Here is a 24,968-nt window from a genome sequence, read left to right as displayed (position 1 = left end):
CTTTCCGGTTCAAGCTCCGCAATCGATGGAGCCTACGATTGTTTCGGGTGATGTCGTTCGCCCGCTCTTACCTCTCTGGTCAACCGGTTTTGAGGAGGCGCCAAAGGGCAAACATAGCGTGAAGAATAAGCGCATGACGGAAAATAAGCAAAGTTGAAGTCTAGCAAGAGCGAGCCGTCCGGGCGGATATTCCCGAGATCCGCTCCTTTGATCGTATCGAGAAGATATCGGCCGCCGCCGTAAGTTTCTGTCCCCGAGGTAGCATCGGTGAAGGGCAGGAAGACGCCCCCTCCGTAGCCCTCGATCCAGTAGAGTGTAAGTTCGCCTCCCAATCGCGCGTCAAGCCCCTCAGTGCGGGCGAACGCTCGAATTGACACCTCTCCATCCGCGCCTGTGGCGATGGTCAACCGTTCGGGTTTCAATGAAGCGAGCCTCGTCGTAAGACGAAGTGCCGGATCATACGCAAAGGTCGCCGGTCCTCCATAAGTTTCGCGATCTCCTGGGTCTATGGGTGATTGAGGATGGGTACGAAACAGCGTGGCGCGTGTATTGCACCAAAGCTGCCACGCCACGATGGCGTCCGGGTTGGAACGCACATCATGATAAAGGTTGGCGATCGTCTGACGCCAATTCCACAGCTGCTCGGCTTCACTCATTCGACTTCCGTTTCTCCTGGCGATAGTCTGAATATACAACGCGAGAGGCCATCATATTCAATGCTCATAGGTGTATCATCTCAGGTGGCTGTCATTCGTCCAGCAAATAATCTGCGAGAGCTGATACGTCGTCCCCAAGCGATCGATCCTCCTGGATCACCGCCATCCTGTTTCTGATCATCTCATAGGTTGCCTGGTTCCCGGCCCCGCATCGATGACCCTGCCGCAGATCGACGGCCTGGGCTGCCGCCACCATTTCGCATGCAATCAGTAGCCGCCAGGAGGTCAGCATCTCGCCGAGCTTGCGGACAGTAAGTAGCGACTGGGTCGCGTGGTCCTCGACACCTTCGGAGACGGCAAGAAAATCCAGCATGACCGGGTTTGCCTTGTGGCGGATCGAAGCCATCAGGGCTGTTACCGTTTTCTGCATCGGCACGAAGCCGGCAGACGGACCGCCGATCGGCGAAAGATAGCGAGGCAACCCGTTGCGACCCGGACCGGTCAACTGGATGAAGCGAGCGGCGGAGGCGGAAGCCGCCTGTGCCAGCGCCAGGCCGAGGTTCTCGAAGGCGAGCGAAAGCGCCGGCGTGTGGAAGTTGCCGGTCGAGAGCACGCGGCCTTCGTCGACGATGACCAGAGGATTATCGGCGGCGGAATTGAGCTCGAGCTCCACCGCATGTTCGGCCCGTTCCAGCGCATCGGCAAGAGCGCCTTGGATCGGAGCCACGCAGCGCAGGCTCAACGGATCCTGGATCGACGCTCCGCCGTCGAACAGCGACGAGCCCCGCAATGCCTCCTCGATCAACCGGGCTTCCCCGACCTGCCCGGCGGCCGGCCGCGCCGCTTGGATCGCCGGTGCGAGGATCGCCGGATTGCCGGCCAGTGCCTCGAAGCTCAGCGCCGCCGCCTGCCTCTGCCGGTCGAGAAGACGGCGAAGGTCATGCAGCGTCAGAGCCCCCTCCCCCACAGATACGGCTGAGGCATTGAGAAGGGCAATCCCATCCTTCGGCTGAAGATTTGCCGGCGTCAGCCCGGCGCGAGCGAGCCCGGTGGCGGCAGGAAGGGTCTCACCCTGATATTCCGCGTCCCCCTCGCCGACCAGCACCCGCGCAACGGCCGACAGAAGCACGAGGTCGCCGGCACCGATGGAACCCACCGAGCGCATCACGGGATGCACGCCGGCATTGAGTAGATCCAGCAGTGCCTCGAACACGCCGAGCGATATGCCCGATCCGCCGACGGCCAGCATTGCAAGCCGCGCGGCGATGACTGCGCGGGTCACGTCACGCGGAAGCGCTTCGCCGACCGCCATTCCCCTGCCCCGTATCAGCTGCAGCTGAAACGCCGCGAATTCGTCGGTGACCGCGATCTTCAGATTGGCGCCGAGGCCGGTATTCATCCCGTAGATCGGCTGGCCGGATGCGGCCACGCTTTCGAGAACGAGCCGCGCCTCCACCAGCCGGGCAATCACCCGCTCGCCAGCGATGACCTGCGCCTGCCCTCTTGCGATGGCGGTAATATCCGCGATCGTGACGTCCGAACCCGCCAACCGGATCGTTGTCATGCGAAACGCAGCCTCTGTCCGATATTTGCGGCCTTCGCCTTTTCCAGCAGCGCCGAACCGAGCGCGATGTCGCTCAGCGACAGGCCGCGATGCCACAGAAGGATTGTCTCGTCGTCGCTCTGGCGGCCGGGCTTCAGGCCGGCGACGATCTGGCCGAGTTCCGCGTGCAGCGTCTGCTCGGAAAGCTTGCCGGCCTCCACATGCGCCCGCAGCGAACCGAGCTTGCCGCCCTTGCACTGGCCCCAGTCGTCCACGACCAGCTTGTCCATGATGTCGGTTAGCGACAGTTCGACCGCGCTCATCGTCCCGTAAGGCACGACGAAGGCGCCTTTCTTGATCCATTCAGTCTTCAGCATCGGCTCCGGCGCGTTAAGCCGCGATGCCTCGACGACGATATCGGAATCCGCCACGCAATCGCGCCAGTTGTCGGTGACGGTGATCTTCTTGCCGAGGTCCTTTTCGAGCTTGGCGCCGAAGGCGTCGCGGCTTTCCGGCCGGCGCGAATGGACGCGGATCTCGTCGAAGTCGAAGAGGTGGTCGAGCAGCCGCACGTTCCAGTAGGCCGTGCCGCGGGCACCGATATGACCGAGCACTTTCGAACCCTTGCGCGCAAGATGCTTGGCGCCCATAGCCGTCACCGCGCCGGTGCGCATGTCGGTGATCGCGGTCGCGTCGAGGATCGCCTTCGGCACGCCGGTGCGCGGATCGAAGAGGTTAAGCACGCCGAATTCCGACGGATAACCGAGCTTGTAATTGTCGACATAGTCGCCGACGACCTTGATGCCGGCGAGCCCCAGCGGCGCCACATAGCCGCGCAGCACGTTGAAGTGGCCATGAAAGCTCGCATCCGGCTCCAGGTGCACGCGCGGCTCGATCACCGTCTCGCCCTTGCCCTGGGCGCCGAGCGATGTCTCGATCGCCTTCAGGATCTCGTCATCGCTGAGATCGAGCGCGTCGATGTCGAAGGCGTTGAGATAGTCGATATAGATCGGGTCCATTGTCATCTCGCTTCATGATTTTGCAGGCGGGGAGACGCCGAGATTAGCTCGCAGCGTCCGGCCCTCGTATTCTTCTCGGAAGAGCCCGCGACGTTGCAGCTCCGGCACGACCAGCGTGACGAAATCCTCGAGCCCCGAGGGAAACAGCGGCGCCATGACGTTGAATCCGTCGGCAGCGCCGTCGAGAAAACGGTCTTCCATGGCATCGGCGATCTGGGCAGGCGTACCGGCCACCTGCCAATGGCCGCGCGCGCCGGCGAAATGCCGTGCCAGCTCGCGGATCGACAGAACCTCGCGTTTGCCAAGATCGACGATCAACTGCTGCCGGCTCTGGATCAGGTTGGTCGGCGGCATGTCCGGCAGGGGACCGTCCAGCGGATAGGCGGAAAGATCCCGGATGCTGAGATAGCTTGCCAGCAGCGCCACGCCGACAGCATCCGGTATGAGCTCCTGCAACGCCCGGTATTTCGCTTTCGCTTCTTCCTCGGTCGCACCGACGATCGGTGAAATGCCGGGCATGACCTTGAGGTCATCGTGCGAGCGGCCGTATTTGCCGAGCCTCGATTTCACATCGGCATAATAGGCCTGAGCTTCTGCCTTGGTCTGCGAAGCGGCAAACACGACATTGGCCGTGCGTGCCGCCAGATCCTTGCCCACATCCGATGCGCCTGCCTGCACCATGATCGGCCTGCCCTGAGGCGAACGCTGGCTTTCAAGAATTCCATCGACGGAGAAATGTTTGCCGTGCCGATGGACGGCGTGCAGCTTCGAGCGATCGGCGAAGGTCTCGCCACCGTCCGGAAAATACGCATCTTCTTCCACGCTGTCCCACAGTGCCAGCGCCGCATCGGCGAATTCCTCGGCTCGTTCGTAGCGCTGCGAGTGCGGACGAAGCCCGCTTGCTGCAAAATTCTCCGCTTCCAGCTCACTTGCGGAAGTCACCAGGTTCCAGCCGGCGCGTCCGCCACTCAACTGGTCGAGCGCTGCAAAGCTGCGGGCAAGGCCGTAGGGTTCCGTATAGCTGGTCGAGGCGGTCGCCACGAGGCCGACGTGGGACGTGTTGACGGCGATCGCCGCAAGCAGGCTGAGCGGTTCGAAGGCCGTCGAGCGGGCGGCCTGGCTCGCGAGATCCGGATTGCGCTCTCGAATGGCCGCCGCATCCTCGATGAAGATCATGTCGAACTTGCCGCGTTCGGCGACCCGCGCGAGGTGGATGAAATGGTCGATATCGCTGCCGGCCGGCGCATGCGCGTCGGGATGGCGCCACGCCGCGATATGGTGGCCGCCCGCCATCAGGAAGGCGCCGAGCTTCATGTGACGCTCGCTCATCGCGAAACCTCCTTGCCCGATATGGCCGGATGCACCGGCCGCGCGAGGCCGAGCCGGTCGCGCAGCGTTACCTGCCGCTTGCCACCGATCAAGCCGCGTCGGCCGAGTTCGGGAACGACGTCTGCCAGGAAACGCTCCCCCGTCTCTAGCGTTGGCGGCAGGATCGTGAATCCGTCCAGGTCGGCAGCCGTCGCCAGTTCATGCAATCGATCCGCGATCATCTCCGGTGTTCCGATGGTCCGTACCCCCGCCAGCGTCGGCGCCGTCACTTTGTACCCGGCGGCCTGTGGGCTTCCCGCAACGACCGGAACGACATTGGCGACAAGCCGGACATCGCTTCTCCGGCGACCGGCAGCCTCGATTGACCTGATCGCGCGAGCCGCGATTGCGACCAACCCCTCGACTTTGCCCGCCTGCAGAAGAAGCAATTCTCCCGTTCGCGCTGCGAGAGCTTCGTCGCCTTCTTCGAGCAAATGCGTCAGGACCGGCCGCCCCTGCGATGAGCGGTTGACGTTGAGCGGTCCGCGTACGGAAAAATGCGCGCCCTTGTGGTGTGCGACATGCATTTTCGACGGATCGAAGAAACGGCCTTCCACCTTGTCGTAGAGAAACGCATCGTCCTCGAAACTGTCCCAGAGCGCCGTCACGACATCCACATATTCGTTTCCGCGAGCGGCATCGCCGTCATCAAGAAGGACCAGCCAGCCCGAGCGCCCTTTGCTCACGAGATCCAGAGAGGCGAAGCGGCGGGCGAGGTTGTAGGGCTCGTGCTGGGCCGCGGATGCAGCCGCGATAATGCCGATCCCATCTGCCCGCGTCGCCAGTGCCGAGGCAAGCAATGTCGGTTCGAAAGGAACCGCCACCGACGACAGATCATCGGCAGGACGGATACTCAGCCGGTCGGCGAGCAGGACGAAGTCGAAACCTGCCGCTTCGGCAGCCGCAACCTGATCCAGCAAGGCATCGAAACCGAGACGTCGGCGATCGCGCGGCTTTGTCCACGCGTCCGGGTCATGGCCAAAGGGCGTCAGCGAATATCCGAGCAGCATCAGGTCGAAGCCTCTGCGCTGACGCGGATCTCGTCCACCTTCTCGTTGTAGAAGGAGATCAGCCCCCCGACTTTCAGGCTCTCGTCGACCGGCTCGGGATAATACCAGACGATGTTGTCATGCCGGTGCCCGTCCAGCTCGAAATGGAAATAGGAAGCGTTTCCCTTGTAGGGGCAATAGGTCGTGAGGTCGCTCTCCACCAGGCGGCCGGCGAGAATATCCTCGGCCGGAAAATAATAGCGGGGGATGAGCCCGGTCTCGAACAGAAAGACGGCGCGGTTGCTGCGCGCGACAAGCTGGCCGTCGACAAAGACCTCGACCAGTCGCGAACTCGTGATCGTATCGATCCGTTTGTAGACGTTGCGGGCATGCCGGAAGATTTCCTCGTCCTCCTCGAACCAGCGCACCGCCGACCATTCCACCGTGACGAAACCGGCAAGTTCGTCGCGTCCGATGGTCGATCCGTCGAACGACCATGCCTTGGATGCGCCGACTCCGGCTACATCGAAGACATGCCTTTCGCCGAGAAGCGGCGAGGCCTCGCCCTTGGCCGCCGGTGACAGAACGCCGGCAATGAAGTCGCCCTTTGGCAGGTAATAGACCGGATGCCCGCCGTTCTCGTAGATCACGATCGCGCCCGTCGTGTCGGCAATCGCCCTCTCGCCATTTTTCAGGCGGATCCGGCGATGGGTGGGCTCGATCAGCACAGCCGGCACTTCGGATGAACGATAGGAAAGGGACATCGGCTTTCTCCGGTCAGATCGAGAAGATCGCTTCGCGTGTCAGGTGACCGGTCACGCTGCCGTCTTCTGCGGTCACCGCCAGTATATCGGTATTGCCCGCCACCATCAGCGACAATGCATCGCGTAGATTGATCGAAGCGGCGACGCTGGCTGCGGCCTCCGGCGGCGGCCCGGCCAGCGCGGCTTTCGCCACCGAAAACAGGCTGAGCCGCTTGATCGCACGGTCGACGCCGACGAAATTGGAAACAAAATCGTCCGCCGGTCGCGAGAGAATGGCGTCCGGCGTGTCGTATTGCACGATCCGGCCATCCCGCATGATGGCGATGCGATCGCCGAGCCGGATCGCCTCGTCGAGATCATGGGTGACGAGAACCACCGTCTTGCGCACCCGGCTGAGGATCTGCCTGAACTCGTCCTGCAGGCGCGCGCGGGCGATGGGGTCGATCGCGCCAAACGGTTCGTCCATCAGGAGAACGGCGGGATCTGCAGCGAGCGCCCGGGCGACGCCGATGCGCTGGCGCTGGCCGCCCGAAAGCTGGCGCGGGTAGCGGTTCAGCATTTCCGTCGGGTCTAGGCCGACGAGATCGAACAGATCTGCCGTTCGCTTCTGAATACGCGGCTGATCCCAGCCAAGAAGGTTCGGCACCGCAGCGATGTTCTCCGCGATCGTCATGTGGGGAAAGAGGCCGACATTCTGGATCACGTAGCCGATATGGCGGCGCAACTGCACCGGATCGACGCGGGTCACGTCTTCCCCGTTGACTATGATGCGCCCCTCGGTCGGTTCGATCAGGCGGTTGATCATCCGCATCGTCGTGGTCTTGCCGCAGCCCGATGGGCCGATCAGCGCCACGGTCGATCCCTCCGGAACGTCGAGCGTCAGGTTGTCGACTGACGGTGCGGCCCCTTCTGAATAACGCTTGGTGACGTTCTCCATGCGGATCATGCGGCTGTTCTTTCTGCAAAAAGCTTCTTCTCGGTGAAGCCGAGAATGAACTCGGTGCCGAGAGCAAGGATGGCGATCGGTACGGCGCCGACGAGCAGGCGCGACATGTCCATCATGCTGATCCCGCCGGCAATGAAATCTCCCAGCCCCCCGCCGCCGATGAACGGCGCGAGCGTCGCACCGGCCAGGACCTGCACTGCTGCGGTGCGCGCACCGGCGAACATCGCAGGGGCGGCGAGCGGTATGCGGATCTTCCACAATACCTGGCTACGGCTCATGCCCATGCCGATTGCCGCCTCCACGGCATCGGGATCGACATCCCTCAGGCCCACATAGGCGTTGAGCAGGATCGGCGGCAGCGCAAGTATCGTCAGCGCCACGATCGACGGCATCAGGCCGATGCCGAGCAGCGGCATCATGATGGCGAGGATCGCAAGGCTCGGAATGGTGCGCAACCCGTTGACAGTGTTGATCACGCCGAAGGCGAAGCGCCCGTAATTGACGATCGCCACCGACAGCGGCAACGCGATGGCGAGCGCGATCGCCAGCGACACGCCGGACATGACCAGATGCTGGCTGAGCGCCCGCATGAACACGTCGGGATTGTTGGCGACCCAGGAAACGGCATTGCTCAGCATGACGATCCCCTCACTGCCACCGGACCAGCAGCCGTTCGGCGCGGGTCAGGATGAGATCGAAGGAGATCGCCAGCAGCGCCGTCAGAATGCCGCCGACAAGGATTTTCTCCGGATATTCCTGGTCGATGCCAATGAGGATGATCGTGCCGAGCCCGCCGCCATCGATGAAGGCCGCGACCGTGGCAATCCCGATCGTCGTCACCAATGCGATACGGGCGCCGGAAAGGATCAGCGGTGCGGCAAGCGGCAGTTCGATGCGGAACAGTCGCTGCCAGCGGCCGTAACCCATGCCGTCTGCGGCATCGAGCACGTCTGCGGGAACGCCACGCAGACCGGTGACGATGTTGCGCAGCAGGATCAGCAGACAGTAGGACGACAGGCCGATCAGCGCCGGCTTCATTCCAAGCCCGACCAGCGGGATGAGCAGCGCGAAGAGCGCCAGGCTCGGGATGACGAAAATGACGTTGGCGATGGTCAATGCGACGGCATAGAGCCTCTGGCGGCGCGCGCAGAAGATGCCGATGACGAGTGCGATGACCAGGCCGATCAGAACCGCTGAGATCGACAGGACCAGATGCTGCCAGACGGCAAGCGCGATCTCGGGAATATGTCTGGGAGCCCACTTCAACGATCAGGAACTTTCTCTGAAGCGATCATGAAAAAGAAAAGGGAATGGATGCGGCACAGCTTCGAGAACCGGCCGCATCCCATTTCAAGTTGCGCGTCGCGCAATCATATCAAGGTCTTCAGATACCCTGAGCCTCAAGGAATTCGGCGGCGACGTCCGCCGGTTCTTCCTTGTCGCGATCGACCTTGGCGTTCAGCTCGCGCATGTTCTCGTTGTTGAGCAGCGGGCTGATCTTGTTCAGAACCTCTGCGATTTTCGGGTTCTTGGTCAGCGTGTCCTGGCGAACGACCGGAACGAGATAGTAGGGCGGGAACAGGTTCTTGTCGTCTTGGAGCACGACGAGCTTGTTTTCCGAAATCTGCCAGTCGGTGGCAAAGCCGTAGGAGACGTCGAGATCCTTGCTTGTCAGGGCACTGTAACGGATGCCGAGCTTCGCGAAAATCTTGAACTCCTTAAACTCGATGCCGTAGGTCTGTTTCAGACCCGGCAGGCCGTCCTTGCGCTCGCCGAAACCGGCTTCGGCACCGAAGGTCAGGTCCTTCGAGGCGGGCCCAAGATCGGTCAGCGTCTTCAGCTTGTACTTGTCTGCCGTTTCAGGGAGCGTGATGATCGCATAGCCGTTGTTGATCTTGGTCGCTTCGAGAAGCGTCAGCTTCAGGTTCTTCTCGTAATAATCCTTGACCTCGCCGTAGATCTTCTCGGCGCTACCGGACAGGTCACCCTTCACGACGGCCGCGAGCGCGGTGCCGGTATATTCGGGGTACAGATCGATCTCGCCATTCGTCAGCGCGGTATGGGCGACCAGCGTGGCGCCGAGATTGAGACGGCGCTCGACTTCGACGCCCGCCTTTTCCAGCGCCTGCGCGTAGATTTCCGCTACAACGAATTGTTCGGTGAAGTTTTTGCTCCCAATTTTGACGGCCTGGGCATACGCGGGTATCGACAGACCAAGCAAGGTGACGGCTGTGACGGCGAGTGATTTTAAGTTCATGTATTCCCCCTAGCGGATGACGAGATTACGACGTTTATATGCGCTGAAGGTTCCTCGCCCTAACAACACTTTGCTAAATTGGGACACGGGCGAAGAACATATGTCTCTCGCGGGATAGCAGAACCGGTCGATGCTGATTTTTCGACGCGCGAAACTTAGCGTAATATTAGCTAGTAGTAGAGACGTTCGACATTGAAGCGGCTATTGCCGCAAGTTCGGACTTGACGGGATCCGAACCATCGACCCGCGCTCTCGGCACTAGGCAAGACCATATACTTATAGACCGCCCAGCCCGCTAAACGCATTAGCGGAGCCTAACCAAAAAGGCTTGGGTGAAATCGCGGCGACCCTTCTTTGACGAAAGGCTAGCGAAACTGATATCCGTAATGACCGGGGGCCAGATGATCGCCATTGCCTAAGAGCTTGTCCCGTAAAGTACCTTGCAAATAAGCCGTCTTGTAAGCTCCTCGCGATTGAAGCTCAGGAATGACATGCTCTTTGAAGGCTTCGTAACTTTCCGGTACCACCGTTCGTGTCAGGTTGAAGCCATCTGCACCGCTTTCGTCGATCCACCGGATCAGCTCTTCGGCGACCTGCGCGCCGTCGCCGACGATCAGCGGATACCCGCATTGGCGTGTCCGAACTCGCACATCCTGGCTTGCTTGCTGAGGTGAAATGCGTCGCGGTGAAGCGATAGCGGTAGGATTCGCAACGATCGGCGTGCGGGCAAAATCTCGTCCAGCGGCCCAGGAGCGATACTGTGATAGAATGGTGTCGCAAAGCTCTTGAACGGGTACGAACCAGCGCCCCACAAGTTCGAAACACCGCTAAATCAAAGCCGTGCATCACCGCGGTAGACGTTTGGCTTCGCGCCCGTCAATCTGCCGAATATTTTCCGGAACGCAGCCGGATCTGTGTAGCCAACCGCATATGAAATGCTCTCGACAGAACCATTCGTCGTTTCGAGCAGCTGCCGCGCCTTCATGATGCGAACGTTCTGCAGATATTCGGTCAGCTTCAGTCGTGTCGCGCGGAGAAATCGACGCTGAAGTGTTCGTTCTGAAAGGTGCACGCTCTCTGCCAATTCGCCAATCGACTTTTGCAGCTCCGGTGTCGCATGAAACTGGTGCTGGACCTGCAGAACCTCCTTGTCGCCGTGGTCGAAGCGCGGAAGAAAGGCCTTGTACTGGCTTTGACTGCGACGCGGCGGATCGACGACGAGAAAGCGAGCTGTCTCCAGCATCACCGCCTGCCCCAGCAGCTTCTCGACAAGCAGCAGTCCGAGATCCGCCCAGGCGAGAATACCGCCCGCGGTGATGACGTCACCGTCATCAATGATCATATTGTCTGGTGAGACGTCGATATTGGGAAACTGTTCGGCAAGCCTTTCGGCAAAAGCCCAGTGGGTCGTGGCGCGCCGGCCGTCGATGAGCCCGGTCTCGGCAAGGACAAACGCTCCGGCACAGATCGAGCAGACGGTTACACCACGCGCATGTTGGGACGCGAGCCATTGCGATGCGGGGCTCATGCTCTGCATTTTCTCCGGCATGATGATGCTTGGTGGCGCGATAACGTAACTCAGCGAATGCGGAATCCCTGGATGCGTATCCCATGTGCAGGATACAGCCCCATCCCCCATCTTCCAGTAGCTGACGCGGATGGTGCGGAGGCTTGTCGGCACCTGCAGATCCGTTGACCAGTCGCTGGCGACGCGAAACAGATCAGTTAATCCATAGACGGCGGCCAACTGACAATCCGGGTAAACAAGCAACCCCACTTCTATGAAATCTGCTTCTTTACCTTTTGCCACTTTTGCCTCTTATAAAGTCATTTCTGCCACGTGTTTTCGACAGATGATGGCGATACTCTCTCTTTGTCAAATACGGAATTCGCAATCACAGCGCGACAGGAGACAAGCAATGGCATCCGAGACAGATCGGTTTTTCGTGTCGAGACGCAGCGTACTGATCGGAAGTATCGCACTTGCCAGCGTGAGCATTCCGGCGCTCGCCTTCTCACACAACTCTTCGACGAACAGTTCATCACAAGGAGATATCGACATGGGCTTTGTAACAACCAAGGACGGCACTGAAATCTTTTACAAGGACTGGGGTCCGAAGGATGCGCAGCCGATCGTCTTCCACCACGGCTGGCCGCTGTCTTCGGACGACTGGGACGCACAGATGCTGTTCTTCCTCTCCAAGGGCTACCGCGTCGTCGCTCACGACCGGCGCGGCCACGGCCGGTCTGCCCAGGTTGCCGACGGTCACGACATGGACCACTATGCCGCCGACGCTTTTGCTGTCGTCGAAGCCCTGGACCTGAAAAACGCTGTCCATATTGGCCATTCCACTGGCGGCGGTGAAGTTGCCCGCTATGTCGCAAAACATGGCCAGCCCTCCGGCCGCGTTGCCAAGGCTGTCCTCGTCTCGGCGGTGCCACCGCTGATGGTCAAGACCGCCACAAACCCCGAGGGCCTGCCGATCGAAGTCTTTGACGGCTTCCGTTCAGCGCTTGCCGCCAATCGCGCACAGTTCTTCCGCGATGTTCCGGCCGGTCCATTCTACGGTTTTAACCGCGATGGCGCCAAGGTCCAGGAAGGCGTGATCCAGAATTGGTGGCGCCAGGGCATGATTGGTAGCGCCAAGGCCCATTACGATGGCATCAAGGCGTTTTCGGAAACCGACCAGACGGAAGACCTGAAGGCGATCACCGTGCCGACGCTCGTCTTGCATGGCGAAGACGACCAGATCGTACCGATAGCCGATGCTGCAAGGAAGTCGATCAAGCTTCTGAAGAACGGCCAGATCAAGACCTATCCCGGTTTCTCGCACGGCATGCTCACCGTCAATGCCGATATGCTCAACCAGGACCTGCTGGCCTTCATCAAGGGCTGACCCCGACCCCGTGCGGATGATCCGTGCCGCGACAATCTCGGCCGGTAAAAGACAGGAGGGGCGTTTGCGCCCCTCTTGGACCATCTCCACACAGCAGGTCGCGCCGCGTCCGGTCCACCGGAACGCGATCGTAGCTTGCTTCTTCTTAAATCGATAACACCCCTTCTACCATCACAGCATAAACAGCGAGACTATGAGCGCTGGCATCATCACGATGGCGCCAAGTTTCATGAACGCCCAGGCTGTGATATCAATCCCATCCCGGCGCAGCGCGTTGAGCCACAGGATTGTCGCAAGCGAGCCGGTTATCGAGAGGTTGGGGCCGAGATCGATCCCAATGAGGACCGCTCCTGCCATCTTGTCGGTGGCCTGAGCGGCTTGGACGACGCCGCCCGCAACCAACCCGGCCGGCAGATTGTTGACGAGGTTCGAAACGAGCGCAACCATCGCGCCCACGCCCAATGCCCCTGATGCCGGATATGCCGAAGCGACATTGACTAATAGCGATGATAGCCGATCAACCAATCCGGACTTTTCCAGTGCCCCCACGACAACGAAGAGGCCGGCGACGAGCGGCAGCACGCTCCAGGAAATATGTCGCAGAAGCATCTTCGGCCCTTTGCGTTCGAGCAAAAGGACAAGGGTTGTCGACAAAAGACCCGAGGCGAAGGTTGGCAGTCCAAGATCCCAGCCGAGCACGGAGGATCCAACCATGACAATCGCCGTAGCGACCAACGCAATCCCCGTGAGGCGGGCACGGCTTGACAGGGCAATTGGTTGAGCAACGGAGAGAGTATCGGCGGCGAGTGCCGAGCGCTGTGTCCAGTAAAGCGCGATGAAGGTAACGATAATCGCCGCAGCCGAAGGAAGAGCGAACATCGACAGCCAGTGCGTGAGTGACGGCATTGTCCCATTGCTGAAGATGACGAGGTTTGCCGGGTTGGAGATCGGCAGAACGAAACTGGCTGCATTGGCAATGAAGGCGCAAATTAGAAGATAGGGCAAAGGGTCTTTGACCTTTGCGGCCCTGCAAGCCGCGTGTACCGCTGGCGTCAACACGACGGCGGTCGCATCGTTGGACAGGAATACGGTCGTTACGATACCGACGGCATAGATCAGGACGAACAGGCGCCTCGGCGACCCGCGGGCATGGGAGGTTGCGACGGACGCGAGCCAATCGAACAGCCCTTGCTGACGAGCAAGCTCCGACAGCATCATCATACCGATGAGGAAGAGATAGACGTCGAAACCCCTGGCAAGACCGGACCACACATCGGCATAACCTATCGAACCGACGGCAAGCAGAAGCAGCGCGCCACCAACCGCCCAGATTGCCTCCGGCCACCGAAACGGCCGCGTCACCACGCCGAGCACTGTCAGTGCCGAAATCCCCCAGGTCAGGATCATGATCGTTTGCTTCCCGTCTCAGTAATGTGGCTAGTTGACCAGTGCCACCGAGGTGGTGAGGGCATCGTCATCGTCCTTCGCCGGCGGAGCAATGCTTTTATGGGCAGCAGCAAATGCTGCAAGAGCCAAGATTGCAACGCCGCCATGCACCCAATAGGCCAGACCATACCCGCCGATATTCGTCAGCCATCCGGCGGCGACATTGCTGAGCGATGCCCCGACACCCTGGACCGTCATGACCGCGGCAAGCCCAACATTGAAGCGACCTGTTCCGAAAAGGATACGTTCGGCTGCGATCGGTGTAGCTATACCGATCAGCCCTGCACCCACGCCATCAAGGATCTGAACGGGATAGATGGACGCGAAGCCGGTGAACAATCCAGCGATCATACCACGTACCGGCAGGGCCATCAGGGCGATTAGGAACACTGTGGCAAGTCCAAAACGCCGGATAAGCAGGGGCGCCGCCAGCGCCATGGCAATCATCGAGACCTGAGAAATGCCGGTGATAATGGCCGTCGTCCTGAACGGCGTGCCGAGCTGGATCGAGAAGTCCTGGGCGATCAGCCGGCTCATCGGAGCATTGCCGAAGTGGAAGATCATCAGCGTTACAGCAAGCAGGATTAGGCCTTTGCTGCCAGCGAGTACCGAAAACCCCGATGGTCCAGCTGCGCCGTCATCATGCCCGAGCCCGCGTGCAACCTTGTGGTCGATCTGATCAGGATTGATCGCCACGACAGCAGTAATCGCGGCAGTTGCCGTTACGATCATCAGGCCGATGATCCCGTTGATGCCGAAAGCAATGGTCACAAAATATATGCCGGCAAGAGAGAACACGTTGCCCACGTGGTTCCAGAACTCGTTACGCGATACCTGACGGGAGAACGCTTTCTCGCCGACGAGCCCAAGCGTCAGGCCCATCAAAGCAGGCCCGACGATCGCTCCGACCACGGCTGTCGCAGACTGCCCGCCGAATACCGACCAGTTGTTTGGCGTAAACAATGTCCAGAGTGCCGCCCCCGTGACCAGCACGACCGGAATGACGATCAAAGTGCGCTTGTGACGCGATGAATCGACCCAGGCGCCGAACAGTGGCGTCGCGATCATCCCAAGCATGCCACCGATCGTCGCCAGCATTCCAAGGGTCATCGGAGACCATCCGCGGGTGGCAAGAAAGCCATCGAGAAATGGCCCGAGCCCGTCGCGGGCATCTGCAAGAAAGAAATTCAAAACGGCGAGCGCGACGAGCGAGCGGCCGGCAAGGTGGGGATATCGAGAGCGCTGCATGCCGGCCTCCGAAAGGAAGAATATGTGTGGAATTACGCGATGGCCGCCGTAAACGACGGATCGGAGGGACGGGTTCCAAGCTCCGCCCCCTTTACATCGATTGACCTCATTAGGGCTTGAGGGGCTTCAGCATCTCGATCGGTCCGTGATGTGGGGGCCTGCCTGCAGGCCCGAGCGCCTCGGTGCGACCATCCTCATGAACGAGGTAGCTGCCACGCAGAAATCCGTCATCGAAGCGGCCCTGTACGGTCACCATTTCGTTTGAAGCGACAAGTTTACCGCCCTCGCCCTCCGGCCCGGTCTCGATAAGCGCGCGGCCGGTGTCGTCCTGCACAATGAACTTGTTGCCGAAGATCTCGGCAACCTTGCCTTTGATCGTGACCAGGCTGTCATCCGCTATCGTGGAGATCGCGACTGGCGTCATAGGAGCCATCTCGACGCTCGGTCTCACCAGCTTCATGGCGCCGGCGCCACCTGCCAGGCCGATGACGAGCCCGAGCGCGGCCAGTCCAAATGCAGCGGCGTGCTCGCGTCCGCGCCGGGGATGGTGGGGCCGATGCGGTTCGGTCGCATCGACGGTGTGGGTGTTATCGGAAGTAGAAATCGGTGTCTCCTTTGTTTCTGACAACACCGCTTTACGCCGTTCTTCCCGCCCGCAGCCTGAACCAATCGGTTCAGCTTGAGTTAAGCTGGAAACACATAGATTTTGTCAATCTCAGCACGGATCGGACTATTGCATGCGCGTACTTCTCGTCGAGGACGACAGCGATCTCTCCAGCCGCCTTGCAGCTAGCCTCCGGGCCGAGAGTTTCGTGGTGGATATCGCACGCAATGGCGAGGACGCCCAGCATGCCGGCCTAACCGAGATCTTCGACGTCGCCGTGCTCGATCTCGGACTTCCCAAGATCGATGGGGTTTCAGTCCTGAACGCCTGGCGGGAGGCAGATCGATCCTTCCCGGTGCTGGTCCTGACTGCGCGCGACGGCTGGCCCAACAAGGTGGCGAGCTTCAAGGCCGGCGCCGATGACTACTTGGCGAAGCCGTTCAAGGTCGAGGAGCTCGTCCTGCGGCTTCGCGCTCTTGTGAGGCGTGCCAACGGCCATGCAAGCGCCCGGGTCAGCTGTGGTCCGATAACATTCGACGCGCAGCTGGGCACATTTGAGCATGATGGCGTGCCGCTGAAGCTCACGGCCCTCGAATGGCGGGTCCTCTCCTGCCTGATCCTGCGAAAGGAAGCGGTTGTCGACAGACGGGAGCTGATCGAGAGGGTCTATGACGGCCACGCGGAAGTGGATTCCAATTCGATCGAAGTGATCGTTGCGCGCCTGCGCCGAAAGATCGGACCAGAACATATCGAGACGGTACGGGGTCGTGGCTACATGCTGACAGCGGCGTCATGAAAACTGGCAAGCTCATGCAGCGCGCGACAATATCCGGCCGATTGATCGCCTTTTCCACGGTCTTCTTTGTCGTTGCGATCCTCGTGGCCTCGGCCATCCTTTGGCTTGTCGTCGCCGGTGTCGTTCGTGAGCAGGTCGACCAGCGCCTTGACGTGCAGATCGAGGCGTTGCGAAGCGCCCTTACCTCCGGTCCTGATGGAGCGGCCACGCTCACCGTGCAGCTCGATGGGCCGCCTTTTGATCGACCTGGATCAGGCTGGTACTGGCAGGTTTCCGGAGAGGGCGTCCAGCTCGCCTCGCGTTCCCTTTCCGGGGGGACCATCGAGACGCCGGGTCATGCTTTCGAATGGCGTCAGCTTTTCGGAAGGATACCTCGGCCTGGCGGCGCCACGGAATTGCAGGGACAGGCTTTGCACTCGAGAGTGACGGATGCGACAGTCGGCAACAAGATCGTGACGATCACCGCCACAGCGCCGGAGTCGGCTCTCACCGCCCCTGCCTTTCGATCATTGATGTGGTTGCTGCCGGTCATGGCTCTGCTTGCCGGCAGCCTTATCGCGGGCACGATCTTGCAGGTCCGATATGGCCTGCGGCCCCTTCGCCAGATGACGGCGGATATTGGTTCAGTGGTGACCGGCAATCGATCGAACCTCCCGAAGCCCGAGGTGGACGAGCTTCGGCCTGTCGCATTCGAGATCAATCGACTGATCGATCGCAATGCGCAGCGTCTTGCGGAAACGCGCGTGCATTTCGCCAACATGGCTCACGGGCTCAAGACGCCGGTGGCCAGCATGATGCTCGCCCTCGATGATCGAAACGATCCTGATGGAAGCATGCGGCAGTTGATCAATCGAATCGAGCGGCGTATTCGTAACCACCTCGCCGATGGCCGGCGAGCGAGTGCTGGCGACGTGGTTCGCACGTCATCTCCCGCCAAGCGCCGCATTGACGACCTGGTCCTAGTGCTCGAGCGAATATATGCAGACAAGCAGCTCTCGATCGACCAGTACGTAGACCCTTCGTTTTCCGTTGCCTGTCCGGAGGAAGACTTCGACGAAATCTTCGGCAACATCCTGGACAACGCGTTCAAATGGGCCACGGGTAAGATCCAGATTTCGGCAGTGAGGAGAGGCCCGGCCGCGAAGATCAGCATCCGCGACGATGGGCCAGGCATTCCACATGCGAGAATTGAACAAGCCTTCCGACCGGGTCTTCGCCTTGACGAAATTACACCCGGCGACGGGTTCGGCTTGAGCATTTCGAAAGAGCTCATCGAGCTCTACGGTGGCAGCATTTGCTTGGTACCAACCAAACAAGGGTTACATGTAGCTGTGACACTGCCGATCTTTCAATCGCTTGATAAGTGATTGGAACGGCTCCAGCAGCTCAATTGGCGTCGGGGTTTGGCACAAAGCGAACTTGCTCTTGAAGCAATAACCGTCGACCTGCTCATCAGGTTTGCAGTCTTTATGTCTACTGCATGTGTCCAAGCCGAACGACCTGCTCGCGGCACTGCGCGAAAGCGCACGTCTTGGCAATACCAAGGACGACAAACCGAAACGCAGCCGCCAATGCCAACACAGGTGCTGGCAGGTATTGGAAAGGCTATCTGAAACTGTCGCTCGTCACTTGCCCGGTGTCGATGATGCCAGCGACGTCGGAAGCGGAAAAGGTGCGATTTCATGCCTTGAACAAAGAGACCGGTAACCGCGTCGTCTCGCAGTATATCGATTCCGTGACGGGCAAGCCGGTGAAGGACGACAATGAGGCCAAGGGTTATGCTCGCGGCGAAAACGACTACGTCATACTGACCGACGACGATCTCGATGCCGTGGCGCTCGACACCGTGAAGACAATCGACATCAAGACGTTCGCATCAGCCGACAGCATCGAGTGGGTCTATCTGGAAAAACCGCACTACCTCATGCCAGACGATCCGGTCGGGCATGAGGCTTCGCAGTGATACGAGATGCCATGAAGGCCGACAAGGCCGTCGGTATTTCGAAGCTGGTGATCGGTCGGAGGGAGCGGGCCGTCGTCCTCGAACCGCGCGACGACGGCATTGTCCTCTGTTCGTTGCGATTTGGCGACGAAGTAAAGCGGCCAGCGTAACGATTGATCGGATTGAGCTTTATGCTCGTGGATACCCTCTGGCCGTTTCTGTACCTTTGGCACAGGCGCATCCTAAATGATCTTCGATCTCCTGACCTTCAGGATCCCCGTGAAACAGCTGAGACTTGAACCTGGAGCTGGCGCGGCCAGAGGGGGTGTGTCCGCGCCAGCTGTCCGCCTTTGGAGCAATTCCCCAGGCGAGCTGTATTACGCACTCAATTGCTGCCGCAGATCATAAAAGTCGAAATAAGAACCAGCTCGAAAGATCTTACCGTCCCGCAGCATGTACGCGGAGGTTCCAGTACAAGATTTAGCAGGTCCGCAATTGCGTCGGCGGCTGCAAAGTCAAATAATTATGCGAGATGTTCCATAGGCCCGTTTCTCTGCGGGCATTTCACGAAAATACTCCGAGCGGAATCCATTGGCTGCCTGCTCGCCATCGCCTTCCGTGCGGGTACGGCTCGAGCATTCGTTTTGGTGGGCATCTGACGAATTCACCGTTGAGAAAAAACTCGCGTCGTGACGGCCCGAGTTCCTGTATCCCCGGTTCCAGCGAGCCGCGAGAGTTTAGAACTGGGCAACAGTAGCGTCCGCAGCACTCTTGATCGAGTTGTTTGCTGACTGCGATATCGGCCCGGAGCATACCTTCCTGCCACCCGAAAAAGGTTGGTACGTGTTGTCCTCGATCCGATATGAGGTGTATCGCTCCATGCACCACCGCTCGTTCACGCTTGGCTCGCTCGCACCGCCGTCGGCGACCTCCTGAATGGGGACTGAGGCCGCTTCGATCGGAGCGGCACAGGCGCGCCGCGGCCCGCGACCATATGGCTGATACGTGTTGTCGGCAGCATTATATGAGCGGTACCGAGCACTACACCACTCCTGCGCCTTGGCAGACAGCGTTTCGGACAGGAAAGCAACCTGCGTCCCGATCACACCGTGTTTGTTCGTGGAGCTTAGCGGTACATTCACGCGCTGCTCGGACTTCGCTTCGGCCACGAGCGTGTTCTCGGGCAACGCAGCGGGAAGCCTATCGTAAGCCTGCAAGCTGGGATCAACCCTCCGTACCTCGGGTGACCACAGTGGCTCGCCAAAAATATCCGTAAATCGATGCGGAGCAATAGGTGCCGCCAGATGGGAAGACACTCGCATCCCAGCCGCTGCAATCGGCAGGAGACAAGAAACTAAAACGAGACCTGTTAGTAGTTCGCGCATCGGACATCAACCTCATGGATTCGCTATCCAAAATGTCGATAGAGACCGGTTTGTTCCTAGGCCAAAAGTCCGACATCGGCAGGCCCTTCATCAGTGCTTCATCATGGTTCTGGCCCGGTCGCTTAAGGTGTTAGCAACCCAACTTCTTTCGCCGCATTCAGAAACGCTTGGGCCGCGACCACAGAGCTGACGTTGCCCCTAAGCGCACCGAGGCAAGCTCTTTTCGCGACCTTGAAATTCTTCCCGGCGGGTTTGGGCCAGCAGGTCATCAAGACTTCCAAGGCTTCACGGCTATTGCCAACGCGTTTGAAGTGGTCGCCACAATCAAGGCTGATCTCATAAGTGGCTTCCCAAAGGTCGTTTCGCATAACGTTGCTCCTGGTCCCAACCTCCTTTACCTTGAACGTGCGACGCTCACAGCTCGTTCCAGACTAGGACTTCAGTCCCACCCTCACGCTGCGATACCGCAAGAGCGATCTACGAGGACCCCGTTGGAAAGCCAAGGTTTCGGCGAGCCCGGTCGCCTTGTTGAAAAGTTTCGCTTTTCTCTCGTTCTATCGACAAGGCCGCGTTGGAATTGCTTCGATTCATCCTCCAGACCTTTGCCATCGCTTGTCGCCCGTTCGGTTGAGCTTTCGGGCCAAAAGTCCAGCGGGAATGGACTTTGAGTCCTGCCGCAACATATGTCCAAGTGCATCGGCACTGCCCCCCAATCGAGGACTGGGACAGGCGTGGTGGGTTCAACAGGGAGGATATCCATGGAACGCATCGTAATCATCAGCCTTATGGCAGCATCTCTTGCAGCCTGCACGGCAACCGAACAAGGGGCGGGGGTTGGAGCGGCAACAGGTGCTGTCATTGGCGGCGTCGCCACCGGCAACGTCCGCGGCGCCGCCGTCGGCGCCGCAATTGGCGGTGTCTCGGGCGCTTTGATCGGCAGGGTCGCAGAGCAGCCTGGCCGCTGCTACTACCGCGACCAATATGGACGCCGCTATGTCGACCGCTGCTAACTAGTAAGCGACCTAGGGCATGTGAGGCAGACGCTTCACGTGCCTTTATCTTCGCTAATACACAAACCTCGCCGTCGAGCAACTACCACAGGGTTGGATCGCTGATTGCAGAGTACCGATATCGACATTCTACGAGCCTCCGCAAACTTGCGACGCGAGCGCAAACTGAGATCCGCTTCGTTCACGACCTCGCGGTAACTTTTCCCATCCGTCATATTTTGGAAGGGAGCAAGTGGCTATTGCGCCGACGATAGTCCGTCTCCCGTATTCCGGGCTAGAATCTCGCTTTTGCGCTAGCATCGAGTCGATCGCTCACGCTAAACCAAATCCAAAATCCCTATGGTCAGGGCTATCACAGGCCGGCGACCTTAAAAGGATAGCGGATCCGCGTATCCGGTATCCTCCAAAGGACCCTAGCTGGCCTACCATCCGATAAAAACGCTTCCGGATGGTATTCGTCGCGCAGACACAGTTGCAGAACTTCCTGGGGCGTCCTGAGGACTGGTGGTGCCGGAATCTAACATTGGCAGAATTCATTGATTGGATGCTTGAGATTACGGCTCCGACGAACTCCCAATTACACCGTTTTCAGGAGCATAATTTCGTTCGGACGTTGGTCAGTACAGCTGGGCCTAAGGTCTCACCGTCGGTCCGACTGACGGCCCAGAGTAGGAACAACAGTCTCTATTTCCTGTTTCCCAAACAGCTTCGAGAACGCGATGTACGTCAGAATCTGGAGGAAAACCAAGGAGATGAGCATGAATATCGCAATACGTGCGGCGTTGGCCGCAGCACTTCTCACAGGTACAGCCCTGTCGGCTTATGCCCAGACCAGCAGCACGGTCGGTACCGGGGGCACTTCAGCGGGTGGCGGCACCTCCAGCAGCTCCGTGGGCACCGGCGGTTCGGCCGCAGGCTCCGGCAGCGGTTCGGGCTCCGCCTCGACGCTTGGTACCGGTGGCACGTCTGCCAGTGACGGGCAGTCTAGCAGTTCTGTCGGAACCGGCGGTTCGGCTGCGGGATCAGGTAGTGGATCTGGTTCGGCGTCCACGCTCGGAACTGGTGGCACCTCGGCTGGCGGCGGCCAGTCCTCAAGCTCGGTCGGTACTGGCGGGAGTTCGGCGGGAGCATCCGGCGACGATCATGGCAAAGGCAAAAAAGGGTGCCCTCCTGGCCAAGCCAAAAAGGACGGCAGTTCCTGCTAATCATCAATGGGCGGAAGCCATAGCGCTTCCGTTCTCTCTTCAGGAGGACCGGGTATGACCTCGGCATCATTCTCACATAAGAGCGCCTTCGCCCTGCCGCTGATTTTCGCGATACTGATCGCCGGTGCGGCTTTGGCCAACGAAACCATCAAGCTCAACGACGGTACTACGTGTAGCGTCATTGAAAGCGGCAGCTCGGCGGGAAATAGGTCATCGACATCAGTTACTGCTGGCGGCGGTGGCGTGTCGTCTTCGACGACGATCGGCGGCACGACGACAACAGTACAGTCAGGCAATAGCTCAACATCCTCAAGCGCGGGTTCGTCGACGACCGGCACGGCTGGTACGCAATCTTTTTCGACAGCGAGCGTCACCCGTCCTGACGGGACCATCATCACTCGCCGCTCCGACGGGACCTGCGACGTCATGAAACCCACGAAATAGAGGAGAAATCATTATGCCTAAAATGATCACGATGGGAGTTATCGCCCTGCTCGCCTCGGTGTTCTCCACGCCGGTACTCGCACAAGATTGTAGTGCCGCGGGCACTGTGGGTTCTGCTGGCAGCGGCGCCGCAGGCGGAACCTCCGCCAGCACAGTTGGCACAGCGGGTGCCTGCCAGACAGACAGTGGTACGACAGCCTCGATCGGTTCAGGCTCGAGTGCTGCCGCCGCCGACGGCAAGTCGAAAAGCCAGACGAAGGTGAACGAAAACCCGAAACAGTTGCGCGCGCAATCCAGAGCGCAGGCGATGGATAAGGGCACCTTTAGTAAGTCGCAGACAAAGACTCGCGTGAAGGGTGATGAACTTCAGAGCAGGACACGCAGCATGTCCCATGTGCCAGGCGAAAAGCCGGTAAAGAGCACCACAGACAGTAACGTGGTGTTACCGCAACCGTGCGATGCCACAAGTCTGGCGTATGGGCGCAGGCCGGTAACGTGCCGCGCACCGTGAAAGGCACCTGGCTGCTTCGCGGCCGCGGCTTCTCCCACAGCTTCGGCCTTAAGTCCGACGCTGGAACTATCGTAACATCAAGGAATTTTACCACTTCGGATCTCATCGATGAAGATCCGAGCTAGGAGGAAACCATGCGTAGACTTATTCTGACCGCCACCTTTGTCTCCGTTTCAGCTCTGTCAGCATTCTCGCAGACCGCGCCTGCAGCCAATAGCGAGGGGAACACGCCTGCTGTCGCTACGCCCGACACCAAGAACCCGACAGCTCCTGTAGAAGGCGCCAACAGCTTTACAGAAGACCAAGCCAAGGAACGGATCGAAGAGGCCGGCTACACCGGCGTCAAGGATCTTAAAAAGGATGACAAGGGCATCTGGAATGCCGCCGGCATGAAAGACGGCAAGAGCGTTTCAATCGCACTCGACTACCAAGGCAATGTCGTCGCCAAGTAGCGAAGGGAGACTATCGATGAGAACTGTTACTGGACTTTTTGACGATTATGCCGATGCCAGCGCCGCGGTTGGCGAGCTGGAAACCGCGGGCGTGCGGTCCAAAGATATCAGCATTGTTTCGAACAACGCGGATCGGCGGCATGGCGACTCCAACGCCGCAGAAGGAGCAGGAACCGGCGCCGGGATCGGCGCGGTCGTCGGTGGCGCGGGTGGCCTGCTCACCGGTCTCGGTCTGATGGCAATCCCAGGTGTTGGCCCGGTTGTCGCAGCAGGTTGGCTTGCCGCGACGGCGGCCGGTGCTGCAGCCGGCGCAGTTGCTGGTGGGGCTGCCGGCGGTATTATCGGTGGGCTGACGAGCTCCGGCGTCTCGGAACGCGATGCGCATTTCTATGCAGAAGGCGTCCGTCGCGGTGGCACACTTGTGACTGCCAAGGTGGAGGACGCTCTGGCGCCGGAAGCTGAAGCTATCCTTAAACGCTCCAACTGGGTCGATCCTGCAGAACGTCGCGTTTCGTATGAACAGCAAGGCTGGACAAGGTTCGACGAAACGCTCGACCCTTACGACGCCCAACAGGTTGAACAGGAAAGGCTTCGCTACCGCCGTGGCGGTATCTGACTCAGCTGAGGGGCGCCTGAAGAGGCGCCCCTTTCGCCGCCCGACAGCTGATCTCATCTCGTACAACGTCGGCAGTGCGACATATTCGAAGACCAATTACCTATGTAGGCGGTATGGGCACATCAGCTATCCTAGCTCAGACGTTGGTCGGTTATCGAACACCGATACCTTTGCTAAGATGCAGATGGTCTACAGGGGAGAAACGGAAGTGCAGCTGGAAAATGCAAAGCGGACGGCCCTTACCTGTCTCTCTTATCAGCAAAGACAGTTACTTTTCGCGGGGCTCAAAAATGAGGTTAATCGCAGCTTCTACATGCTCGATCCTCAAGCACGAGGACGATGGGCCACCTCAGCCCAGAAGCTCACTGAAATCTTAGAATTCTTCGAGCGTGTGCCTCACGACGCCGAGGGCTGCTCGATGGTTAAGGCCGTGGAACTTGCCTGCGAGTTCACCATTCAAGCGATCCCATCAGAGTATGAGAACGCGAACTCGACCATACACTGATCCTCAAGGCACTGCACTCTCGAACAGGGAAGCAACGACTTTGTTCGAGCGACGAGAAACTTTCCATGTGAAAAGGGGAACAGAGCCACGCCCATAATCATCGACAAGCGAGCGGGAAGTAGACTGAGATGGAGTGACCGATGATTTCACGCAGATCGCTCATGGCAGCAATGGCTTTTTTGCATACTGCTGCGCGACCAGCCAGCCTCATCGCGCTCGAGACTGTTGCGACGGCTAGCCCAGGACTTGCGAGGGGTGGCGGTGGAAACGGCGGTGGAAACGGCGGTGGAAACGGCGGTGGAAACGGCGGTGGAAACGGCGGTGGAAACGGCGGTGGAAACGGCGGTGGAAACGGCGGTGGAAAC

General features: G+C 59.7%; 28 protein-coding genes and 2 pseudogenes. 12 read left to right on the top strand and 18 right to left on the bottom strand.

Annotated elements, in window-relative coordinates:
* Positions 1-32: 32 nt before the first annotated feature.
* The 12 genes from HNQ72_RS21640 to HNQ72_RS21585 form a co-directional block, all read right to left on the bottom strand.
* Positions 33-656: a DUF1684 domain-containing protein gene (locus HNQ72_RS21640; protein ID WP_183995206.1), complete on the bottom strand. Its 624-nt coding sequence runs from the start codon at positions 654-656 to the stop codon at positions 33-35.
* Between the two features lie 91 nt (positions 657-747).
* Entirely contained in the window at positions 748-2,220 is a 1,473-nt protein-coding gene (locus tag HNQ72_RS21635; protein WP_183995204.1) for an HAL/PAL/TAL family ammonia-lyase, read from the bottom strand.
* A complete protein-coding gene (locus HNQ72_RS21630; RefSeq protein WP_183995202.1) occupies positions 2,217-3,218 on the bottom strand; it encodes an ornithine cyclodeaminase family protein in 1,002 nt (333 codons plus the stop codon). The genes HNQ72_RS21635 and HNQ72_RS21630 overlap by 4 nt, the downstream gene beginning before the upstream one ends.
* Positions 3,219-3,230: 12 nt before the next feature.
* A complete protein-coding gene (locus tag HNQ72_RS21625; RefSeq protein ID WP_183995200.1) occupies positions 3,231-4,547 on the bottom strand; it encodes an LLM class flavin-dependent oxidoreductase in 1,317 nt (438 codons plus the stop codon).
* Positions 4,544-5,596 carry an LLM class flavin-dependent oxidoreductase gene (locus tag HNQ72_RS21620; RefSeq protein ID WP_183995198.1) on the bottom strand — a complete coding sequence of 351 codons (1,053 nt, stop codon included), beginning with the start codon at positions 5,594-5,596 and terminating at the stop codon, positions 4,544-4,546. Before HNQ72_RS21620 ends, HNQ72_RS21625 begins: the two co-directional genes overlap by 4 nt.
* Positions 5,596-6,339, bottom strand: coding sequence for a DUF427 domain-containing protein (locus tag HNQ72_RS21615; protein ID WP_183995196.1), 744 nt, complete (start codon positions 6,337-6,339; stop codon positions 5,596-5,598). Before HNQ72_RS21615 ends, HNQ72_RS21620 begins: the two co-directional genes overlap by 1 nt.
* A 13-nt stretch (positions 6,340-6,352) precedes the next feature.
* Positions 6,353-7,285: an ABC transporter ATP-binding protein gene (locus HNQ72_RS21610; protein WP_183995194.1), complete on the bottom strand. Its 933-nt coding sequence runs from the start codon at positions 7,283-7,285 to the stop codon at positions 6,353-6,355.
* Entirely contained in the window at positions 7,282-7,923 is a 642-nt protein-coding gene (locus tag HNQ72_RS21605) for an ABC transporter permease (RefSeq protein WP_183995192.1), read from the bottom strand. Before HNQ72_RS21605 ends, HNQ72_RS21610 begins: the two co-directional genes overlap by 4 nt.
* Before the next feature lie 10 nt (positions 7,924-7,933).
* The gene (locus HNQ72_RS21600; RefSeq protein ID WP_183995190.1) at positions 7,934-8,551 is read right to left on the bottom strand and encodes an ABC transporter permease; all 618 of its coding nucleotides are present in this window, start codon (positions 8,549-8,551) and stop codon (positions 7,934-7,936) included.
* 118 nt (positions 8,552-8,669) lie between these two features.
* A complete protein-coding gene (locus HNQ72_RS21595) occupies positions 8,670-9,542 on the bottom strand; it encodes a glycine betaine ABC transporter substrate-binding protein (protein WP_183995188.1) in 873 nt (290 codons plus the stop codon).
* Between the two features lie 365 nt (positions 9,543-9,907).
* On the bottom strand, positions 9,908-10,354 hold the full coding sequence (locus tag HNQ72_RS30410; protein WP_210319679.1) for a hypothetical protein: 447 nt from the start codon (positions 10,352-10,354) through the stop codon (positions 9,908-9,910).
* Between the two features lie 20 nt (positions 10,355-10,374).
* Complete coding sequence (locus tag HNQ72_RS21585) at positions 10,375-11,352, bottom strand: GlxA family transcriptional regulator (RefSeq protein WP_244654482.1); 978 nt, start codon at positions 11,350-11,352, stop codon at positions 10,375-10,377.
* A gap of 250 nt (positions 11,353-11,602) precedes the next feature.
* Here HNQ72_RS21585 and HNQ72_RS21580 point away from each other — a divergent pair, with 250 nt between their 5' ends.
* On the top strand, positions 11,603-12,439 hold the full coding sequence (locus HNQ72_RS21580) for an alpha/beta fold hydrolase (RefSeq protein ID WP_183995652.1): 837 nt from the start codon (positions 11,603-11,605) through the stop codon (positions 12,437-12,439).
* Between the two features lie 171 nt (positions 12,440-12,610).
* On the opposite strand, the gene HNQ72_RS21575 is transcribed toward HNQ72_RS21580, so the two are convergent.
* The 3 genes from HNQ72_RS21575 to HNQ72_RS21565 all read right to left on the bottom strand — a co-directional run bounded on the left by HNQ72_RS21575 (position 12,611) and on the right by HNQ72_RS21565 (position 15,761).
* On the bottom strand, positions 12,611-13,846 hold the full coding sequence (locus HNQ72_RS21575; RefSeq protein ID WP_183995186.1) for an arsenic transporter: 1,236 nt from the start codon (positions 13,844-13,846) through the stop codon (positions 12,611-12,613).
* Positions 13,847-13,876: 30 nt separating this feature from the next.
* Positions 13,877-15,133, bottom strand: coding sequence for an MFS transporter (locus HNQ72_RS21570; protein ID WP_183995184.1), 1,257 nt, complete (start codon positions 15,131-15,133; stop codon positions 13,877-13,879).
* A gap of 109 nt (positions 15,134-15,242) precedes the next feature.
* On the bottom strand, positions 15,243-15,761 hold the full coding sequence (locus tag HNQ72_RS21565; RefSeq protein ID WP_246450513.1) for a hypothetical protein: 519 nt from the start codon (positions 15,759-15,761) through the stop codon (positions 15,243-15,245).
* Between the two features lie 109 nt (positions 15,762-15,870).
* Here HNQ72_RS21565 and HNQ72_RS21560 point away from each other — a divergent pair, with 109 nt between their 5' ends.
* From HNQ72_RS21560 to ku, 4 genes and pseudogenes are all read left to right on the top strand, one after another.
* Positions 15,871-16,533, top strand: a complete 663-nt coding sequence (locus HNQ72_RS21560; RefSeq protein ID WP_183995181.1) for a response regulator transcription factor — start codon at positions 15,871-15,873, stop codon at positions 16,531-16,533.
* An 83-nt stretch (positions 16,534-16,616) separates the two neighbouring features.
* A complete protein-coding gene (locus tag HNQ72_RS21555; RefSeq protein WP_244654483.1) occupies positions 16,617-17,900 on the top strand; it encodes a sensor histidine kinase in 1,284 nt (427 codons plus the stop codon).
* Between the two features lie 109 nt (positions 17,901-18,009).
* Positions 18,010-18,127 (top strand): annotated as a pseudogene (locus HNQ72_RS31310) (non-homologous end joining protein Ku); the annotation flags it as partial.
* A 48-nt stretch (positions 18,128-18,175) separates the two neighbouring features.
* Positions 18,176-18,633 (top strand): annotated as a pseudogene (gene ku / locus HNQ72_RS21550) (non-homologous end joining protein Ku); the annotation flags it as partial.
* A 579-nt stretch (positions 18,634-19,212) separates the two neighbouring features.
* Here the strand turns inward: ku and HNQ72_RS31305 are convergent.
* Positions 19,213-19,797, bottom strand: coding sequence for a BA14K family protein (locus HNQ72_RS31305; RefSeq protein WP_425503155.1), 585 nt, complete (start codon positions 19,795-19,797; stop codon positions 19,213-19,215).
* A gap of 185 nt (positions 19,798-19,982) precedes the next feature.
* The gene (locus HNQ72_RS21540) at positions 19,983-20,228 is read right to left on the bottom strand and encodes a DUF982 domain-containing protein (protein ID WP_183995176.1); all 246 of its coding nucleotides are present in this window, start codon (positions 20,226-20,228) and stop codon (positions 19,983-19,985) included.
* Positions 20,229-20,618: 390 nt separating this feature from the next.
* On the opposite strand from HNQ72_RS21540, the gene HNQ72_RS21535 reads away from it, so the two are divergent.
* The 7 genes from HNQ72_RS21535 to HNQ72_RS21505 all read left to right on the top strand — a co-directional run bounded on the left by HNQ72_RS21535 (position 20,619) and on the right by HNQ72_RS21505 (position 24,603).
* Positions 20,619-20,870: a glycine zipper domain-containing protein gene (locus HNQ72_RS21535; protein WP_183995174.1), complete on the top strand. Its 252-nt coding sequence runs from the start codon at positions 20,619-20,621 to the stop codon at positions 20,868-20,870.
* Positions 20,871-21,628: 758 nt separating this feature from the next.
* On the top strand, positions 21,629-22,075 hold the full coding sequence (locus HNQ72_RS21530) for a hypothetical protein (protein WP_183995172.1): 447 nt from the start codon (positions 21,629-21,631) through the stop codon (positions 22,073-22,075).
* Between the two features lie 54 nt (positions 22,076-22,129).
* A complete protein-coding gene (locus HNQ72_RS30625; protein ID WP_244654484.1) occupies positions 22,130-22,519 on the top strand; it encodes a hypothetical protein in 390 nt (129 codons plus the stop codon).
* Positions 22,520-22,532: 13 nt separating this feature from the next.
* A complete protein-coding gene (locus HNQ72_RS21520; RefSeq protein WP_183995168.1) occupies positions 22,533-23,030 on the top strand; it encodes a hypothetical protein in 498 nt (165 codons plus the stop codon).
* Positions 23,031-23,164: 134 nt separating this feature from the next.
* A complete protein-coding gene (locus HNQ72_RS21515; RefSeq protein WP_183995166.1) occupies positions 23,165-23,482 on the top strand; it encodes a PepSY domain-containing protein in 318 nt (105 codons plus the stop codon).
* Between the two features lie 16 nt (positions 23,483-23,498).
* A complete protein-coding gene (locus tag HNQ72_RS21510) occupies positions 23,499-24,098 on the top strand; it encodes a general stress protein (protein WP_183995164.1) in 600 nt (199 codons plus the stop codon).
* Positions 24,099-24,306: 208 nt separating this feature from the next.
* A complete protein-coding gene (locus HNQ72_RS21505) occupies positions 24,307-24,603 on the top strand; it encodes a hypothetical protein (protein WP_183995162.1) in 297 nt (98 codons plus the stop codon).
* A gap of 146 nt (positions 24,604-24,749) precedes the next feature.
* Here the strand turns inward: HNQ72_RS21505 and HNQ72_RS21500 are convergent.
* The coding region (locus tag HNQ72_RS21500) for a hypothetical protein (RefSeq protein ID WP_183995161.1) at positions 24,750-24,968 on the bottom strand (219 nt) is incomplete at its 5' end.

This window comes from Aliirhizobium wenxiniae (genome assembly GCF_014201355.1).
Taxonomy (GTDB): Bacteria; Pseudomonadota; Alphaproteobacteria; order Rhizobiales; family Rhizobiaceae; genus Neorhizobium; species Neorhizobium wenxiniae.
Note: the sequence above shows the minus strand (reverse complement) of the source record. Positions and strands in the feature narration are given on the sequence as shown.